Here is an 18,822-nt window from a genome sequence, read left to right as displayed (position 1 = left end):
CCCTAGTAGTCCCTTCTTTTTACATATTGATGTGATCGGCACATTTCGGAGTCTCAATCGTAAGCGCGTATGCCGTCTTATGCAGCTCATGGGTCTCTAAGCGCGCGCTCTATCCAAAACCGAATTTGAGCAACTGCCTCCACGTTTCATCAAAGTAAGGTAATTTCATATTCAATGGTTGTGAATCGCGATCAGCGTAATCCGAGATTCGCCCCCTATAGAGCTCTCCACTAACACAAAAAACACGCTCCCCATTCGGCATGTTTTTTATATCTTGGTAGAGTCTAGGTGGAATATTGATTATCCTGATTCAATGGCTTATACGTTATGGCGGTTTACAGGCATGGCAAGACCGAGATGGCCACGAAGCGTGCTGCTCTCGTATTCCGTGCGGAACAATCCCCGCTCCTGCAGAATCGGGATGGCCTGCTCTACGAAATCAGCCAGTCCGTTCGGTACAGTCTCGAACAGCAGGAACCCGTCTGTTGCTTCCCGCTTCACCCATTCCTCCATGCGATCGGCAATTTGCACCGCTGTTCCTGTAAACGGATCGCGAGGCGTCGCTACCTGCACAGCAACCTGCCGCAATGTCTAGCCGTTGTCTCTGGCATCCTGCTTGATTTTGAGCGCGTTGATCTTGAAGCTGTCATTGCCCAGATTGCCAATTTCCGGAAACGGTTCGTCCAGCGCATATTGTGTAGAATCATGATGCTCGAAATACAATCCCAGGTATTCCAGCGCCTTGTCAATGTCCAGCAATTCAGCCAACTGCTCGTATTTGCGCTCTGCCTCTTCCTCCGTCCGTCCGATGATTGGTCCAATTCCATTAAATATGAGGACCTGATCGCCGGAACGGTTTGAGCAGCTGCACGCTCCGCAATTTCCTTCTTAAAGGCAATTCCATCCTCCATTGTTCTTTGAGTAGTGAATATGGCATCAGCGTTTTTGGCAGAGAAGCTCTTGCCGGTAATATACAGCACATCTGCAATAAAGACTAAATCCAGCTTGCCAGCTTCCGCTTGCCGCGTCCATTCCTTGAATCTTCCAAACTTGGCACCGCCCTCTGTACCTGCATCTGGATGTCTCCAGCCACTGGCACTGCCGCCTTCTGCCAGAAGCAGCGCCCCCAGTTTCATTTGCTTTTGTTCAGCCATCTCCAGTCCTCCCGCGATATATGTAAAATAAGCTCGTTGACAATAAAGCCATCCGCTCGGCAGATAGAGCCGCGCCCTGCAGCGGATAATGGCAGGCAGCCCCATGCCTTAATCGACCCGATTCTTAGAGATTCTGCGGAGTTCCTGTCTTTTCCAAAAGTATACTGCGGACACCAACAGGGCTCCATACCCGATTCGTCGTTTCATGTACCCAAAAAGAATTATTTTTAGCATCTAATATTGTGAATCAACAGGGGCGTCCTTTTCGCGTTCGACAGCGAAGCGACTCTGTCTAAATGATGATTGAGCATCCATCCTGTGAGGCTTATACTGGGCTTAACCTAAAACAGGAAATACATGGGATTATCGTAACGAAAATAGAGAACCCGAGGAGGAAATGTCATGCTTGCTACCCAGCACCGTTTGCCCCGCAGCAATCCGGAAGAGCAAGGTATATCATCGAAGGCCATCCATTCTTTCATTGAACATATAGAACAACAGCAATTGGAACTGCATAGCTTCATGTTCCTGCGCCATGGTCATGTCGTCGCGGAAGGATGGTGGGCACCTTACGCCGCGAATCACCCGCACGCCTTGTTCTCGTTAAGTAAAAGCTTCACTTCAACGGCAATTGGCTTCGCGGTGGAGGAAGGTCTGTTCTCTGTGGAGGAATCGGTTATTTCGTTTTTTCCAGAAGAAGTAACTCCTAAAGTGAAGGAACATTTCGGAAAGCTGCAGGTGCGTCATTTGTTGACTATGTCCACGGGGCATGACGCAAATAATGCGCCCAATATAAGGGGTTCGAAAGACGGCGACTGGGTCAAAGCATATTTTGAGAGCATGTTATCTCATACGCCGGGCACTCAGTTCCTATATAGCAGCGATGCTACTTACATGTTATCTGCCATCATGCAGAAGCGCACGGGCCAGACGTTGGTCGACTATTTGCAACCCCGCTTATTCGAACCGCTCGGGATTGCCGGCGTTGCGTGGGAGACTTGTCCGCTCGGCATCAACACAGGCGGCTGGGGCTTGAGCTTGACCACGGAGGACGTTGCCAAGTTCGGTCAATTGTATTTGCGGCAAGGGCTATGGAACGGGCGTCCGATCATTCCGGCAGCTTGGATTCAACAAGCCACTTCCCGCCACATTTCGAACGGTCAGAGCGCAGACAGTGACTGGACGCAAGGATACGGGTATCAATTCTGGCGCTGCCGGCATGATGCATATCGCGGGGATGGCGCATACGGACAGTTCGTCATCGTCATGCCCGAGCAAGATGCCGTAATTGCCATTACAAGCGGTCTAAGTGATATGCAAGCCGTCTTGAATCAAGTCTGGGACCACCTGCTTCCCGCATGCAGGGAAGGAGCGATGCAGGCTGACGTTAAGGAACAGCAGGCTTTGACTGCCAAGCTATCGACGCTCGCTATTCCTCCGCACACGTCGATCTGTAGGTCCGAACTGTCAACAACAGTGTCTGGTGCTCTCTACATCTTCAATGATAACGAGATGCAGTGGGATTCGATTCAGTTCGAATTTGAAGAGGATGCGGCAGAGATCACATGGCATGAACAGGGAGCAAAGAAGCAGTTGACATGCGGAATCGGCGCTTGGTTGGCAGGTGAAATAACGGATCAAGAAATCCGGCAACCTATCGCCGCCAGCGGCACATGGCAAGATGACGCTACCTTTGTAATAACCTGCAGATTGCTAGCGACTCCGTCCTGTCAAAAAATTGTCTGTCATTTTCATAAGGATACGTTAACGATAGACTTGTCACGAGGTATAGGTACCGACCTGAAGCCATTCCTGCAATTGAAAGCAACTAAGAACAAGGGATAAGGTGTAAGTTCCAATACACTTTGGGTAGTTGCAGCCTAGAATCCAACGCGGCCGATAATATGATCAGGAGTTGAGGAAGTGGCTAGAAAGAGCAAATCCAAACAGGAAGAAGAATTTTTAAAAGCAATGTTTGGATTAGTTGGCATTGGATCTTTTGTAGGAACCTATTATTATACGAAGTCTATAAATATCTCCACTGTCGTGGGTATCATTGCAATTGGCATGTTGGTCGCCATTCTCATTGTACGGCATGTGAACAAGACAGAACGATTAAAAAAGTCCGGAATTGCTGAGATTGATCAAATGGATGGACGGCAATTTGAACACTATCTCGGACTTCTATTTAAATCACAGGGATATTCGGTTAAGGTGACAAGAGCAGCTGGTGACTATGGAGCAGACCTTGTCATTGCGAGAGACGGCCGGAAAATTGTTGTTCAAGCAAAGCGATACAGCAAAAATGTAGGTATAGACGCTGTTCAACAAATACATAGTTCAATGAATTATTATGGCGCATCCGAGGCGTGGGTACTGTCTAATCGCAATTATACGGAAGCTGCCGTTAATTTAGCCAAAGCAAACGGAGTACGATTAATAAATCGCAAAGAGCTAGTAGCAATGATTCTTAAAATGAATCCCGGGGCTGTTCCTGAACCCAAACAGATCCTGCAAGAAATACCTCAAGCAACGAGAACATGTGATAGATGCGGCCACCCTATGGTCACTAGAAAGGGACCAAAAGGCGAGTTTTTTGGCTGCAGCACGTTTCCTAAATGCAGGAACATTAAACCGTTCCAATAAACATTTGAATGATTGAGGAGGCAGATAATGATTCACGTCTGATCTCCTCTTCGAGTATCAACATGGTATGACTGAATCTTACCCAAGTTACCCATTGTTAAAATAGAAGGAATTCCCACATCAGATGTTGAATAGGATATGCTGACCCTAACGTATTCATTTGGAAGAAGATCATTGTTTTTTTGAAAAAGGAGAGATGGAGCCTGCGATGAGCAAGGAACCGAAGCCTTCGATATGGCAATGGTTGAACACACTTGCACCTTATCTGTACGGAATCGGAATCACGCTAATATTAGGATGGGCGTTGGTTTTGAGACCCAAGTAATTTATTTAATAATAAAACTTCTTCCATTTATAACGCGCTTCTACCTAAAATGTAGGGTCGCCCCCTTTTATTATTGGGTCATCTTGGATCGGGTTTTGGGTCAAAGATTGGAGGTACCACTAAGCCTTCTCATGGAGATGTTTGATGGAACGTATCGAAAAGGGTAACGTTGGGACTGTTATGTTCTAAAGAGAGGAACAATACTGAATGAGTGATGAAATCACATCTTTGTTAAAGAAATTCGATATTCCTACATTATCGAATGATACTGAAGGAAAGACAATATTGAAGAAGATGGGCAACATACTTCTTTTCACCGACCATACATGTGTACTTCTGTCCGAATATGATTTCATTCAAGATCATGATGATATCAGTCTAAAGGCGTACCTTGATTCCTGGTCAAAGTATTTGCCTGATGAGGTATTAAAGCTGAAGGAATCGATTAATTGGATAGATAAGTCTGATTTATTGAAAATGATAGAAAAGCTCCCAAATACCACGGATTTTAAAGTCATCTGCAGATACATATCTGATAATCATAAGAGTCTACATGATCAAGTAGGAAAGTAAATCGAAAATAATAAAGAGCTCCCAACAATGGGAGCTCTTCATGTTCCTAGAGATCCTTTCGGAGTCCAAGAACGGCAGATATACTAAAATAACTCGCGTGGGTTCTCCAAACAATAAAAAGGACTGCCAGCAGCAGCCCTTTTAGATACGCGCTTGATATTCTACTAAATGCAACCTGGGATTCCTGCTTGTGCAGTAGTCCATTCCTTTGTTGTATTAACTGTTGTTGTCGTTACCTTAACAAGTCCTATGTTTCCAACTGATATCCACGAATCTACTTTAACTTTAGCTTTCAGTTCAACTTTTTTGCCGTCATCAATAACTTTAGCTCCAACATCTCTACTAGCTATTGTGAAAGTTGTTAATAAATTATCATCGTTATCTATTACTGAAACGGTCGCATTATTGACAGCAGTAAATTTGTTCCACGAGTAATTTGCACTTGCTTCATAAGATAATTCAAACGATCCACCAAGATTAGTTGTATAATATAACATTTTTAATCCAGTACAAAAATCAGACGAAGCTAGAGGAGCTATTGCATTAGGGTTTTCTGTTGATGTAACTTCTTTTTAATTGATTAAGGGCTTGTTCCAATTCCCCGACAGTAACAGTAACGGATCATCTGAAAAAGCAGCAGCATCAGCTTTTTTTAGATCTCTAGTATCTAATCCTAGATATTCAATAACTTGGTTTACATTCTCTTCAGTTACAATTGTGTCCGTTGATAGTGCTCCACTTGCGCTCGCCTGTCCACCAACCGGTAAAATTAGAGCGATAGATAGACATAGAGCGATACATAAACTAATAGATTTTCTTACCATCGGACTACCCTCCTCCTTTTTTTACCACTTCACCATACTATGTACATATTTACTAGTATATTTTTCAGTTAATTGAAATAAATTGTAAATAGACTTTTGGAAATGACTATACTCCTCTCGCTTCAAATACGCCTCCAACACGATTCCATTTCAGCGATTTGTGTTAACTCGTCCAGCAAGTATATAATCATAAATGAAAAGGAGCTGCTGTATCTAAATGGAATTTATAGAAATAGGACTAAAACTATTTGTTTTTATAATAGGTATTTCACTATTCTTTGCTCTGGTAGGTTTTCTAGTCAAAAAATATCTAAGTAACTTCTTTGATAAAATATTTTCTTCAATTAAAAATATTTTCAAAAAAACGGACTGACCATATTGTAGGAATTCAGACGGTTGTAAAGACTGTGCACAAAATCCCGGATTTTGTGAAATAGTCTAGCCTCTCGAACGCCGTATTCGTGCAAATTCAGCCTTGAGCGGCGAATTTTCTTCCGTGGAACATCACAAAAAAACGGGCAAATCGCAACATTTACGATCCCCCGTTTTCTTCGTATTTCTTTGATTTTCTGCACGATTAAAAACCTCGTTCAATGAATGAAATAACTTCTTCGGTCGATGATACATAATCCATCTTCAAGCAAATCATGAGTGCATACTTCCCAACTTTATATTCTCCTTCGGTCACTCTATGTACTTCGTACCGATCATCCACACCAGCTATTCGTTTCGTTCGTCCAGCTCGGATTCCATGGTCCTCACCAAGATAGCAAACCGTTTTCCGCCCCCGAACCGTCCCAATCTGACAAAACATCTGCCGGGAGGTCTCCTTCCAAGCAGCCAATAGTAGCAACGGATAATGAGACATGGCTGAACATCGTCGTTACACCAATCGTGTCCTCCGACATTAATCAGATCATATTTCGAACACTATTTTATTTAATGGTATGGATGATGCTATTTCTCATCATTCCGGTAGACTTTTTAAAATTGAAGAAATTTAAGCTGTTCCAATTGGAATTCGAAGTCGAAAGGAAGGAAAACGCAGCTGTCGATTTGGCTGTCATCAACGCAACCAAAGCGAACCTGATGTCCTACCTTTGCAGCGATGACGCGAAAGCAAAAACATGGGGCTTTTTGCACAACAACACGATCAACTACTACGAGGTGCTCACTTATTTTCTTGAGGAAATTCAAGCGGGATATCTGAAAGTGTTCAACACCGGGTTCTCGTTCCAACTATATGTGCAGGACCTTCCTCATGAAATGAAAGAATTGGCGGAGCAATCCGCAGAGGAGAGGCAGGCCGTTATCCGCAACAAAACAGACAACGACAATTTACTCCGGAAAAACTACTTGGTATACTCCTATCCGTACAGGCAAGATCGCCTCGTCACCGTTATCAGCAGTCATTCCACCCAGTTTGATATCTTCGACCGGCATCTGCTTCAGCTTCTGCACAGCACGATCGACACTTACGTGGAAAGCATCGAGTTCATGGTGTTGGTGACGATACCGGCAACGACACCTCCACAAGCGCATTGACCAGATTTTGTCATCCGATTATAATGGAGGTAAGGAGTGATGGATGATGATTCAACGAACAGCTTCTCCTATTAATAGACAGGATGTCTATAATCGAGCATTAGAGAACTTGAATAAGGCCAAGGCGAACGCCGGAAACCATTCCGTAAGCGGCAATATCGTCCGAATGGTCGAAGTCCCGAAGGATGATCCGAGCGTGACTCGTATTTTGAAAGCCATTAGATAAGCAACCCGCCATTATTGGCGGGTTTTGTTTGCTTCTTTGCTGCCGGTCATTTGAATTCGGTTCCACTGTTTGGCGATCACTTGCTGCATGACCGGCGAATTTGCGGCCAATTCGGCAGGATTTTTAATGTTCAGATGAGCAAAGTCTAGATCCGATATCGTTTTAAACGTTTCGCCGCGCCGTATTTTTTTATACACCTCCGCCATGCTCAACTCCAACACATCCCATATCTGTCGTGAATGTTAAATATACAAGTTGTTCTTTTCTATTGTATTCCCCTAATTATCCAAAATCTACACGGTACGCTCCCTCGACGAGCCCGTTCTGCTCTCATCTGATGAATCTGCCCTCCAATTTATTTGTGTCATTTTGCGAAAAACAGGAACTTTCATTCAACGATATCCGTAAATCCGTTATACTGGTATCATACTGCATTCCATTTTGCACGATATAACTGGATAACTGGAGGGTTGATTGTGAAACATGCGCAACGCCTATTCCTGCTTATGATTGTGATGTGTCTCGCCTTTCCAAGCATCATCGCGGCAGCCAACATTCCCGCCAAAAAGGGGCTCATACAGGATACGGCCAAAATGCTTTCCAAAGAAGCGATACCCCAAATTGAAAAGGCGGCCCAAGGCAAGCTGTACACCTTCTATGTGCTGACAATTGCCAATCTGGGCGGAGCGGATCCCGCTTCATATGCGACAGACGTCTACACGAAATGGGGCCTTGGCACGGACGACATCCTGCTTCTCTTGTCCAAGGAAGACCGCCGCATAGAAATGAACTTCAACAACGCCATGCTGCAAGAAAAGATCGATGCGCTTCCGAATGACTTGAATGGCGACGGAAAGACGGATCAGAAGCTGACAGAATTTGTCGATGCGAACTTCATCCCTCATGCCAAAGAAGGCAATTTCGCAAAAGCATCAATTCAACTGATGAAGGCAACCCACGCGTTGAAGCCGGTGGAACCCGTTGCGAGCGAAACAGGAACAGAGGCCAAGCCAAGCGCGAACGAGCAGGCATCGGCGGTACAAGCCGAATCTTCAGTGGAGCAGCCTTCAACGGAGCGGAACAACGGGCCTGCTTCGCCTTCATCAGATAAACAAGTGAAGCCCGAACTTGCCGTTAACGCCAAAATCAATTGGAGCTTGGTCATTGCAGTTGCCGTCACCCTGCTTCTGCTAGCGGCTCTCGCTGAAATCGGATTTCAGGCGCTGCGCCTGCGCGGGATACGCAAAAAGCTTCCAAAGCTAATGGTTCAAGCCAATCATGGAATGGAAGGCATCCAGCCTTTTGTCGGCCTGTCTCAAGGAGAGACGCTGCAAACCGCGAAGTCTATCGACAATCAACTGTCGAATATGTTGATCCAGCTCAATGCATTAGAGCAAGCGCTCTTGCGAATTCAGATGAAGGAATGGTTGTTGCCACGCCTGCGCAAGCAGCTCAAGTCGGCTTTGGCCGAGGTGGCCGAAATGACAGGGCAGGCAACGGAGCTCGCCCAGCAGATCGCTCACATCGAAGAGGTGGATCGCACGTTGAAGCAGACGATTGCCGATGCGGACAGCCGCTTGGACACGCTAAAGACGGCGCTGGCCGCAGAACAAGCGAACCGCGGCTGGCCGCTCGGGGGGCTTGGAATCCGTCAGGATGCGATCGAAGCCGAGCTTGGACAGAGCAAGCAGCTGGAAATCTTCGATCCGCTCGGCGCGGAGCATCGGGTCAACCATGCCAATGAAACGCTGCTGCGGCTGGAACAGGATGTCTCCTCGATTTCTTCGTTTGCCGATTTATATCGGAGCTTTCCGAATGAAATGGGAGAAAGCAGACAGCGCTTCGAGCACATTATACAGGAACATAGGCTGAAGCTTGTTCGAATCGATCCGTACGGGAATGTCGAGCAGGCGCGCCAAGCAAATGAACAAATGCTCGCCTGCCTGCAGCAGGGGGAAATGCCTGAAGTCGCGCGACAGGTGGAACTCATGCGCCAGCTTCTAATCGAAGCCGTCCAAATGACGCAACGGCAGGCGGATTTGAAAATCAAAAATGCGAGCGATATCGCTTTAATCGTATCGAAGCTTGCCGGCTATCCCCAGCAGGACGAACAGCTTCAAGGTCTGACCGAACGGGTCCGGCGGATGTACCGGACGAAGCATTGGGAACAGGCATGGCACGATTATCGGGATAAGGTGCCGTACACAGCAGATATCGCAGAGTCGCTGCGTCAAGTGCAGCACTGGTGCGATGAGGAAGTTCAAGAATATGAGATGGCACGGAAAGAGCTTGACCAGATGCTTCATACGCTAGCGGAACTGGATGAACGGGCTGAGCATTACTCTCAGCTGGTACGCAAGCTCGATAGCATGCTGGAGGAAGCAAGACGGAAGCAGGCTGCGGCTGAAACCGCATATGCCAAAGGGCGGCAGGCGATATCCCGGCACAGACTTGTGCATGTGTGGAGCCGTCAGGAAAACAGCTTGGCGAAATTGCAATCCGGCTTGCAGCAGTTGTTCGCCGACGAGCCATACGATCTTGTTCTCTTGGCCGAAGTCAGCAATCAGTTCGTGGCCGAGGCGGAGCAATATTTAGGGGAAATCGAACGGGCAGCCGTTCAAAAGCGGAACGCCGAGCGCGAAATCGATAAATTGGAAAGCCGCTACCATTCCGTCCATTCGCGGGTCAGACGCAAAATAAACGTGTCTCCGTATCAGTCGCAATATTCCAGCGTGAACAACGAAATCAGTCATCTCATGCGGTTAGGCGCCTACGATCAAGCTGCCCGGAGCGCCGCTACATTGGCTGGCATCATCACGGCGATGGACCGGGCATACGATGAGGTCATCCGGGAGGAACGCCGACAGGAAGAGAGGCGCCGTGAAGCCGAACGACGGGAACGAGAACGGGAACGTCAAGCGCAACAACGCAACAACCAGTCTTCAAGCGGCTCCAGTTGGATCGGTGGCAGCAATTCTTCCGGCGGCTCCAGCTGGGGCGATAGCAGCAACTCATCCAGCGGCTCCAATTGGAGCAACAAGAACAACAATTCATCCGGCGGTTCGAACTGGTAGCATTGCTCCAAAACGGAATAATACCCACCAACATCCAACATCCACTCAAGCATTGAGCTTAAGTGGATGTTGTCGCTTTTCGGCCGATCAGCACATAGAATTACAATATGCCTGCCACAATTCGCCCTTGGAACAGCACCGCCTTCCGAACCGCTCTTCTCGCCACCGCCTCGGCCGAGCAGCTTGCGTCTACCAATACGAGGTTTGCTTCATCTCCTGCTGCGGGCCAGACTCGCTTCCCTTCCTTATCAAGCGGGGTTCTCCCTCCCGTAATAAAGCCTAGCGTCTCCGCAAGTTTCTGTTCCGTCACTCTACCGAATCGTTCCGCCAGCCGCCCGGCACGCTCCAGAATGTCCCCGGTGCCGAATGGCGACCACGAATCATATATATTGTCGCAACCGACTGCGAGCGATACACCCTTCTCATGCAAGAAATTCACCGGTGGCATCGTGCGGGCGAGCGGAACACTTGTCACAATGGTAACCCCATACTCGGACAGCATCTGTGCGATGTCATCCGCTTCTTGACCAGCCGCATCCCCTAACGCAAAGGCGTGGCTAACCGCCACGCGGCCCTGCCAGCCTGCTTCCCCGGCAAGTTCGCACAGCCTCTTTATCGTCTGCAGGCCGACTGCTCCGCCATCATGCAGATGCAGATCAATGTCCGCATCACCCTGCACTGCAATGTCCATCATCGTCTGCAGGGACGTCTCCATGTCGCCGTCGACCGTGGCCGGATCGACGCCGCCGACGAGACCCGCTCCGCGCCGCAGCGCCTCACGCAGCAATTCGCCGCAGTCCGTGCGCAGCAGTCCATGCTGCGGAAACGCGACAATTTCGTATGTCAGTCTGTCATCGTACTGCGCCAACACTTCTTCCACCTCTTCCAGATGACGCAGGCCGACTTCCGGGTAAATGTCCACATGCGTGCGGATATGAGTGGAGCCTGCATTAAGCAGCCTCTCAACAAGTATTCGCGCTCTATCCTTCAACGTGGTAGATAAGTGTGGCAGCACGTTCTTCTCGATCTCGAACCGTTCCAAAATGTTCGCTGCCGGTCGTACGGCTCTCCATTTATCACCCAATATCGTCTTATCTAAATGGCAGTGCTTCTCGACAAATGCAGGAAGCGCCAGCAGACCGCGGGCGCTCCGTCGCGGCAAGTCATCATCTAAGCGCATGCTGGCTGGAACAATTCTAGAGATGCGTCCTTGCTCAATAAGCAAATGGCTCGGTTCGATCATCGTACCCGCAATCACTCCAGCTTCATATCGAAAGCTGTGCTCTAACGATACATCAGTCAGCCAATATTTCGCTTCCATCCTCATTCATCCTCTCACTATTTATCATCAACTATTGCTTTGCTTGATTACATGCTACCACGCCCAAAAGTATATAAAAAATATTTAAAATATCTATTTTGCATATGTATTGTGTATACTTCATCAATGTAAATACCCCTATCAAGGTCTTTCAAAGATGAAACAAACGTTCCGTATGTGCGGTGGCGCGTTCAGACTGACGGGGATTCGCTCATCCAACCCTTTGCTTCAATCTCCCCGTCCTTCAGTAGGCGGCATGCCTACGGACGACTCTGGTTAACCGCCAACACAATCGGCCGCTTCATGGAATGATATACGAAACGGCACGGGACTTATCCTCGTTCTCTTCTGACTGTATGGGAGAATGGAGCTAAGGGCCATTGTACGGAAGCCCGGCTCTTTTATAATTTCTACACTGGAAATAAAAACCTGGCCGAATGGCCAGGTCCAGCGGTATTCCTATTCAAGTTAAGCAATGACATGACATAATGAATCAAGCTACCTCACCGGAATATAGATCCAGATTACGGACTCCTCGTTCTCTGTTCCGCGGAAATCGTCCCCATACATCTCAAAATCATCACGATTATCCAGTTCGTATGACGTGCTGTACAACCATGTTCCCCAAATGTATTCGTAACTGTCCCTTAGCAAGGCAGTCGGCCCTCGGTGCCGGAACACCGCATATTTTCCACATTGAATCGTATATACCAACATGCCGGAAGGGATATCGCCGCATTCAGCGCCTTCAAAGCCGACGAATTGCGTAAACTCCGTATCTTCCGTCAAATCGTGCACCGGCATCGCGTCCATCGCCTGACATATGCCGTAGGCGGTACCGCCTGCGCCTGCATTCGTCAACTCCTGCCGCCGCCGAACGAGCTCGGACCACATCAGCGGAATGCGGTTGTCGCGTAAATTCGTTCGTCCCTGCAGGCCGACAAGGGAAATCGCGGTTGTCAGCTCTGTAAGTTCCGGTTCAATGCTGATGTTATCGAAACGGTGCTGCAGCCGCCGACCGACAAGCGCCCCCTTCTCATTGACGACAGGACGAGCGCTTTTGCGGCGAAATCCGTTCGGGGTGAAACCGAACACTTTCTTGAATGCCCTGCCGAACGCCTCCTGCGATTCGAATTGATAATCAAGCGCGATGTCCAAAATCGGCCGCTGTCCGGCCAATAGTTCCAGTGCCGCTTCCGTCAGCCGCCGCCTGCGAATATAGTCCCCGATCGTCTCTCCGGTCATCGCATGAAAGATACGGTGAAAATGATAGTAAGAGACATGTACGGATCGCGACACATCTTCTGCAAGAAGCGGCTGCTTCAGATTAGTCTCAATGTACTGAACAGCACTTTCTATCAAGGACAGATCCATGCCGGTGCCTCCTTTTTTTCGTTATACTAGCTTCCAGAAGTCGGGACCTGCCTCCCGATGCTCCACCTGTACATTCACCTTCGCAAAAGGAAGCTGTTCCCCCATCCGTAAAGTATACCACGGGTTCATAAGCGGCGAACCGAAACAAACGTCCATCGAACGCTCCTTAAGATCGAAGAGGATGGAATGCAGTGTGCCGAACCATTGGCGATAATTGTGCACGGTCAGGCCGTGCGGATACTCAGTCTCTACCATCGCTTTCAAGTCTTGCTTGCCAACCGAATCCTGCTTCTCGAGCATGTCATTCAGCAGTCTGTGACGGATGACGGAATGGTTCAACTTGCGCGGTTCGAGCCGTTCCACTTCCGCAAACAGAGGATGGTTCGTCGCAGTAACATACGGCTGACTGGAGCTCCCGTCCGTGTCATGTACCGCCAGCTTGCCATCGAACGTCTCGATGAGCGCAGCCGTCCCTGACGGATCTGCTATAATCAGGTTCATGTTCGAGGCGATTGGCATCTCCCGAATCGCATCCACCGCTTCTGCCGTGCTCCGGCACTGCTCCAGCACCGTGCGCACGACTGCCCAGAACTGCAATCCGCGCACCTTCGCAGGCCGCATGCCCTGCACTTCACCTACTGGCTGCCCGCAAGCCGAGAACGTGACGCATAGACCATGCTCGTTCATGCCTTCGGTGCGCCCGAACAACGATGCGGAGAATCCTGTATGCCGATACAGACCTTGAATGTCCGTATAGCAAAGCCGCATATCCGTAAGCTCCGGCGATAAATCATAATTGCGCAGCACGTAAGTCCGGCCGTCCGCCGATTTGCCCGGCAGCACGGCGCAATGACTGCAGCCCGCTTGTATGTCTGTGCCCGCATAGTAGGCCATCCGCCCGGGTTCCACGCCAATCGCTTCAGCTGCACCGTGAATTTCGTCATTAATGCCTGGGCAATACTGGTCCAGAAGCTTGATTGCCTCGTGCAGCCGCTGCTCCGGCATGCGCTCCGGCAATACCGCCATGCGCATAAAGGCCGATTGTTCCACGGCGAACACTCCTTGCTGCCTGCCTGCTTCCTCACTTGTGCCTTTCAGCTGCGTAAAATAACCGGTTATCTCTTTCATCCTATCTCCTCCTATTTCCTGCTCAACAAGATATCTTCATTGTATAAAAACAGGCTGAGACTGTTTGGACAGTTTTTGCTATTTTGCCGATGCGAGTTGTTATATAGGAAAAACATATATTATATTAAAAATACGAATGAAGAGGATATGAAAATACATGAAATAGGTCAGTATGGCGCGGTTCATGCGCCAAAGGGAGGCATCAGCACAATGGACATTAGACAATTGCGCTATTTTATTGCGATTGCCGAGGAGCGGCAGATTACGGCTGCGGCGAACCGGCTTCATATAGCCCAGCCCCCGCTCAGCCAGCAGCTGAAGCAAATGGAGACCGAGCTCGGCGTAACGCTCGTGCTGCGAAACGGAAGGGCTCTGGAGTTGACGGAAGCGGGGCGGTCACTGTATCGTCATGCGCTGCATATTACGAAACGGATGGATGAATCGGCGGCCGAAGTGAAGGAAATCGGAAACGGTCTGCGCGGCCAGTTGACCATCGGCGTGAACACGCTATCGAATGTCCGTCTGCCTGCGCTCTTGCGCTCCTTCAGGACCACCTACCCGAATATCACGTACTCGATCCGGCAGAACGAGTCAGCCCAGCTGTGCAGCATGGTCAAGGAACGGACACTCGAGCTTGCCATCGTCTGGCTTCCGCTCGAGCTGAGCGATTTCACCGTCCTGCACTTGCCTGCAGAGCCGTTCTATTATATTACTTCAGATCCTCCTGCTTCCAACTCTGCATCCGTGACGTTCGAGGATATTGCGCATCGGCCGCTTATTCTGCCGAGCACGCAAGGACTTGGGGTATATTACACGATAATGGAACAGTTTGCGCGCCGACAGCTGACGCCAGACATCGTCTGCGAATGCTCTGATATTGCGATGTTAATGACGTTGGTGTCATCCGGCTTCGGAGCAGCCGTCGTACCCGCATCCGTGTTGCGCCTGCAGCCATTCTCCGGCATTCATTCGCTGGAGATCGAAGGATCACAGCCTGCATCCTCCGCGCTCATCTGGCTGAAGGATCATTATGTCTCGAAGAGCGCGCGCAGCTTCATCGAACTATTGAAGAACACGCAGGAATAAGGAGTAACAGCTTTCTTTCGTCCATGGTAACTGAAATCGTCATCCGGCACCAGCAATTAACAGAATTGCATCCGTTATAAGCACTTCCTCCGTACGATTTCGGAACAGTGTGCCACCCATGCTGCCATACACATTCGACCGCACGGCAACGGTTGGATAAGCATCCCCTGAAGCGATAACTGCAGGCAGCCCGATTTCCGTCTTCATCGTGGGGTGGGATAAGGCTGTGTTCGCAACAACATCTGCGTTCAGATACTCTTCCGGATCGTCTACGACCACCCAGAAGTCAGGTGTCCGCATTATTTTTAATAAATGCATCCCGCCATTGTTCGCCTTCATCTGAATATTGAATCCGGTATTCCTGAATGTTATCCCCACGGTTCAACTCCAGCACGAGTTGGTTGAACGTTTTTCCGAAAGGTAAATTTGTTATTTTTAGATGGGTTGTGTTATTTGTGATTTGGGACAAAATCGGAAACGACGAGCACATCCATATGGCGGGCTGAACGAAGAATTGTACCCACTACGGATCGGCGCAGCAGCGTATGCAGCAATCCGCGTTGCGACTGGCCGATAATGATTTGCGTGCTCTTTTTTTCGTTGGCCTTATCCAGCAGCAGCAGCGGAATGTTCCGCGGAGAATGGGTCACATGCGCTTCAAATGTTCCGCCCAGACGCTTGGTCAATGCTCGCAAGCTCTCCAGCCGCGGATGCAGCGATTCGGGAATGCTCATCTCGTCATGGACATATGTGACGATCCATTCCGCCTTCAAGCGATAGGCGATGCGGAACCCTCTCCGGATAAGCCGTTCCGCATTCGGGCTGGCTGTCACGCCGACGAAGATAACCTCTCGTCTTCGCCATGGACCGCGCAAGGAGTCGTTGCGATCCCAAGACTCCAGCTTCTCATCGACATCGTCCGCGATTTCCCGCAGCGCCAGCTCGCGTAGTGCGATGAGATTGCCGGTCTTGAAAAAGTGGTTCAATGCTTGATCCACCTTGTTCAGTGCATAAATCTTCCCTTCCCTCATGCGCTGCTGCAGTGATTTCGGCGCTACGTCAATCAGCTCCACCTCGTCTGCCATATTCAAAATACTATCCGGCACCGTTTCCCGAACCCGGACCCCGGTAATTTGTTCGATCGCGTCGTTCAAGCTTTCCAAATGCTGCACATTGACCGTAGAGATGACCGAAATGCCTGCGTCCAGGATGGCTGATACGTCTTCATACCGTTTTTTGCGCTTGCTTCCCGGCACATTCGTATGGGCCAGCTCATCGACCAGCACAACTTCGGGATTGCGCCGGATTATCGCTTCCGTATCCATCTCTTCGAGCTCAAATTCGCGATAACGCACCTGTTGACGCTGAATCGCGCACAGATCTCCCACCTGCTCCATCGTCTCTTGACGCTCATGCGTTTCCAGAAGACCGATGACGACATCGATCCCTTTGCGCAGCAAATCGTTCCCTTCGCGCAGCATTGTGTACGTCTTTCCAACACCAGGGGCCGCGCCAATATACACTTTAAACGTCCCTCGCTTCATCTGTTTAATTTTTTGCTCCATTTCTTTATTGCTCAGCCTGCGGTACCAATCGCGTTCCGACTCCTGCTCATTGCGCTTCGTGGGAAGAATCCGCTCACCTTCCTTATTCGAGCGGTCAGCTACGAAAAAAACGTCGATGTTGTGGATTCGTGTCAATACATTGTTGACGATCGAACCCCGCCAGAACTCTTGCCAAGGCGTCTGCTTCGAATGGCCGATAACGATACGCGTGGCATTATGCTCTATCGCGTACCGGACCAGCACCTTCGGAATGGCTCTGCGTGAAGGCACATGCAGTTCTTCGAATGAGGCCCCGATTTTGTCGGTCAGCTTCAATATAGAGCGCTTGAATGCTGCCGCGTCCTTCGTGAGCGGCCGCTGCGGATTCACAAGGGATACAACCCATAGGTCGCCATTCAATCGCTTGGCAATCTGTTGTCCGCGGCGGACATGAATGGAGCCGTTCCAATAGTACTGGGCAGATACCAAAATTCGTTCAGCCGTGCCGGAAGGCCCTGCCAAGCCTAACTGTTCCCTGTGCTTCTGCAGAGACTCATTCACATCTTCAGCTACAAGTCTGAGTGCCAATTCCCGCAATTTACCCAAGTTCCCTCGCTGGAACAGCGAGGCATCGGAATGATATCCTAGATTGCCTTCAGACACCCTCGTCAAAATCGTCTCCGGCGTGACGTCAATCAATCTCACTTCGTCCGCGAGATTGAGCACATCCGCCGACACCGTCTCCTCCACCGCAATGCCGGTCAAGCGGCGGGCGATCTCTGTCGCCCCTTCCAACTCATACACGTTAACTGTAGTGATGACGCTGATTCCATGCTGCAGCAAACAGCGAATATCTTCCTCGCGGGTCGCTAACGGGGCACCTTTGCGGTTGCGGTGAGCAAGGCCATCGGTCAACACAACTTCGGGGTTCCGTTCAATAAGCGAGTCGACGTTCAAATCTTTGCGTTCTACGCCGCTTTTGTGCCAGTGTATGCTCGGTATCCGTTCCAAATCGCCAAGCTGCCCGATCGTTTCCGGACTTTGATTCGTAGAGACAGCGCAAATGACGACATCAATGCCTTGCTTCTTCAATATCTGGCCTTCGCGCAGCATATGATAGGTCTTCCCCGAGCCGCTGACCGGACCGATATATACTTTTAATTTCCCGCGCCGGATGTCGGAAATGGAGGCAAGAATCTCTTCCGGAGTGCGGCGGCGAAAGCTGTCCATTGAATTCCTCCTTTCCAGTAATTGTTCACACATACTGCCACGACTTATTATCATCATACACCCACGCTGCGGTGCCTGCCGTTTATTGCAGCAACCCCGCTCTACAGAAGTGAAGCGGGGCGGTACGCAAGCAGGGCGGCAGCTTTATTTTTTCATCAGCTCATCCAGAGCCAGGTTCAGCTTCAGCACATTGACCCGCGGTTCGCCAAAGAGGCCAAGCGAGCGCCCTTCGGTATGCTGCGCAACGATCTTGTCGAGCTCGGCTGCTGGAATTCCCGTCAGCTTGCTTATTCGCGGAATTTGCACTTCCGCCGAATCTGGAGTGATGTGAGGATCCAATCCTGAGCCCGAATTCGTAATCAAATCTGCCGGCAGCTCGCTTACCGGCACATCAGGATTGCTCTTCTGCCAATCCGCAACCGATTGCTGCACCCGCTTCACTAGTTCAGGATTAGACGGACCGTAGTTGTTCGATCCCGATGCATCTGCCACATATTCAATGCTGGATACGCGTCCTTGGAAATAATGCGGATCCGTAAATTTCTGCCCGATTAATTCTGATCCGATAATTCCGCCTTCCGCATTCTTGATGAAGCTCCCTTCCGCATAGCTGGGCATGAGGAGCTGCGCCAGACCGGTGCTTACTAATGGATAAATAAATCCGCACATAATAATAAACAAAATGCCGATTCTGACAATCGAAAATAGATAAGAACTTCCAGAAACGTCCTCTGTCGTTTGATTTGTCATTGGTTTCATCCTTTTTCATTCC

General features: G+C 49.4%; 17 protein-coding genes. 6 read left to right on the top strand and 11 right to left on the bottom strand.

From position 1 onward, the window contains the following. Positions 1–318: 318 nt before the first annotated feature. Positions 319–588 carry a hypothetical protein gene (locus M3650_RS13545; protein WP_251575431.1) on the bottom strand — a complete coding sequence of 90 codons (270 nt, stop codon included), beginning with the start codon at positions 586–588 and terminating at the stop codon, positions 319–321. Then, positions 564–1,154: a hypothetical protein gene (locus M3650_RS13540; protein ID WP_251575430.1), complete on the bottom strand. Its 591-nt coding sequence runs from the start codon at positions 1,152–1,154 to the stop codon at positions 564–566. Before M3650_RS13540 ends, M3650_RS13545 begins: the two co-directional genes overlap by 25 nt. A 402-nt stretch (positions 1,155–1,556) precedes the next feature. Here M3650_RS13540 and M3650_RS13535 point away from each other — a divergent pair, with 402 nt between their 5' ends. Together M3650_RS13535 and M3650_RS13530 are read left to right on the top strand one after the other, a co-directional pair. Beyond that, positions 1,557–2,999 (top strand): serine hydrolase domain-containing protein, encoded by a 1,443-nt coding sequence (locus M3650_RS13535; protein WP_251575429.1) that lies wholly within the window; start codon positions 1,557–1,559, stop codon positions 2,997–2,999. A gap of 78 nt (positions 3,000–3,077) precedes the next feature. Then, positions 3,078–3,800 carry a restriction endonuclease gene (locus tag M3650_RS13530; RefSeq protein WP_251575427.1) on the top strand — a complete coding sequence of 241 codons (723 nt, stop codon included), beginning with the start codon at positions 3,078–3,080 and terminating at the stop codon, positions 3,798–3,800. Positions 3,801–4,862: 1,062 nt separating this feature from the next. On the opposite strand, the gene M3650_RS13525 is transcribed toward M3650_RS13530, so the two are convergent. Continuing rightward, complete coding sequence (locus tag M3650_RS13525) at positions 4,863–5,195, bottom strand: hypothetical protein (protein ID WP_251575425.1); 333 nt, start codon at positions 5,193–5,195, stop codon at positions 4,863–4,865. Positions 5,196–5,270: 75 nt separating this feature from the next. Beyond that, a complete protein-coding gene (locus M3650_RS13520; RefSeq protein WP_251575424.1) occupies positions 5,271–5,522 on the bottom strand; it encodes a hypothetical protein in 252 nt (83 codons plus the stop codon). 651 nt (positions 5,523–6,173) lie between these two features. On the opposite strand from M3650_RS13520, the gene M3650_RS13515 reads away from it, so the two are divergent. Next, on the top strand, positions 6,174–7,067 hold the full coding sequence (locus tag M3650_RS13515) for a hypothetical protein (RefSeq protein WP_251575423.1): 894 nt from the start codon (positions 6,174–6,176) through the stop codon (positions 7,065–7,067). Between the two features lie 46 nt (positions 7,068–7,113). Next, positions 7,114–7,293, top strand: coding sequence for a hypothetical protein (locus tag M3650_RS13510; protein WP_251575422.1), 180 nt, complete (start codon positions 7,114–7,116; stop codon positions 7,291–7,293). A gap of 11 nt (positions 7,294–7,304) precedes the next feature. On the opposite strand, the gene M3650_RS13505 is transcribed toward M3650_RS13510, so the two are convergent. Then, entirely contained in the window at positions 7,305–7,505 is a 201-nt protein-coding gene (locus M3650_RS13505) for a hypothetical protein (protein WP_251575420.1), read from the bottom strand. A gap of 264 nt (positions 7,506–7,769) precedes the next feature. Between M3650_RS13505 and M3650_RS13500 the strand changes: the two genes are divergently transcribed. After that, positions 7,770–10,367: a TPM domain-containing protein gene (locus M3650_RS13500; RefSeq protein WP_251575419.1), complete on the top strand. Its 2,598-nt coding sequence runs from the start codon at positions 7,770–7,772 to the stop codon at positions 10,365–10,367. Between the two features lie 100 nt (positions 10,368–10,467). On the opposite strand, the gene M3650_RS13495 is transcribed toward M3650_RS13500, so the two are convergent. The 3 genes from M3650_RS13495 to M3650_RS13485 all read right to left on the bottom strand — a co-directional run bounded on the left by M3650_RS13495 (position 10,468) and on the right by M3650_RS13485 (position 14,190). Next, positions 10,468–11,688 (bottom strand): amidohydrolase, encoded by a 1,221-nt coding sequence (locus M3650_RS13495; RefSeq protein ID WP_251575417.1) that lies wholly within the window; start codon positions 11,686–11,688, stop codon positions 10,468–10,470. A 498-nt stretch (positions 11,689–12,186) separates the two neighbouring features. Next, on the bottom strand, positions 12,187–13,062 hold the full coding sequence (locus M3650_RS13490; RefSeq protein WP_251575414.1) for an AraC family transcriptional regulator: 876 nt from the start codon (positions 13,060–13,062) through the stop codon (positions 12,187–12,189). 21 nt (positions 13,063–13,083) lie between these two features. Continuing rightward, positions 13,084–14,190, bottom strand: a complete 1,107-nt coding sequence (locus M3650_RS13485; protein WP_251575413.1) for a C45 family autoproteolytic acyltransferase/hydrolase — start codon at positions 14,188–14,190, stop codon at positions 13,084–13,086. 210 nt (positions 14,191–14,400) lie between these two features. Here M3650_RS13485 and M3650_RS13480 point away from each other — a divergent pair, with 210 nt between their 5' ends. Then, positions 14,401–15,276, top strand: coding sequence for a LysR family transcriptional regulator (locus M3650_RS13480; RefSeq protein ID WP_251575412.1), 876 nt, complete (start codon positions 14,401–14,403; stop codon positions 15,274–15,276). A gap of 39 nt (positions 15,277–15,315) precedes the next feature. Here M3650_RS13480 and M3650_RS13475 read toward each other — a convergent pair whose 3' ends face one another. The 3 genes from M3650_RS13475 to kdpC all read right to left on the bottom strand — a co-directional run bounded on the left by M3650_RS13475 (position 15,316) and on the right by kdpC (position 18,800). Beyond that, the gene (locus tag M3650_RS13475) at positions 15,316–15,576 is read right to left on the bottom strand and encodes a hypothetical protein (protein ID WP_251575411.1); all 261 of its coding nucleotides are present in this window, start codon (positions 15,574–15,576) and stop codon (positions 15,316–15,318) included. Positions 15,577–15,725: 149 nt separating this feature from the next. Then, a complete protein-coding gene (locus tag M3650_RS13470; RefSeq protein ID WP_251575410.1) occupies positions 15,726–18,050 on the bottom strand; it encodes a universal stress protein in 2,325 nt (774 codons plus the stop codon). Between the two features lie 144 nt (positions 18,051–18,194). Beyond that, positions 18,195–18,800 carry a potassium-transporting ATPase subunit KdpC gene (gene kdpC, locus M3650_RS13465; RefSeq protein ID WP_251575409.1) on the bottom strand — a complete coding sequence of 202 codons (606 nt, stop codon included), beginning with the start codon at positions 18,798–18,800 and terminating at the stop codon, positions 18,195–18,197. Between the last annotated feature and the right edge of the window lie 22 nt (positions 18,801–18,822).

Origin of the sequence: Paenibacillus sp. MER TA 81-3 (assembly GCF_023713585.1) — a bacterium.
GTDB classification, from domain to species: Bacteria; Bacillota; Bacilli; order Paenibacillales; family Paenibacillaceae; genus Paenibacillus_B; species Paenibacillus_B profundus.
This window is presented reverse-complemented; position numbering and strand designations above follow the sequence as displayed.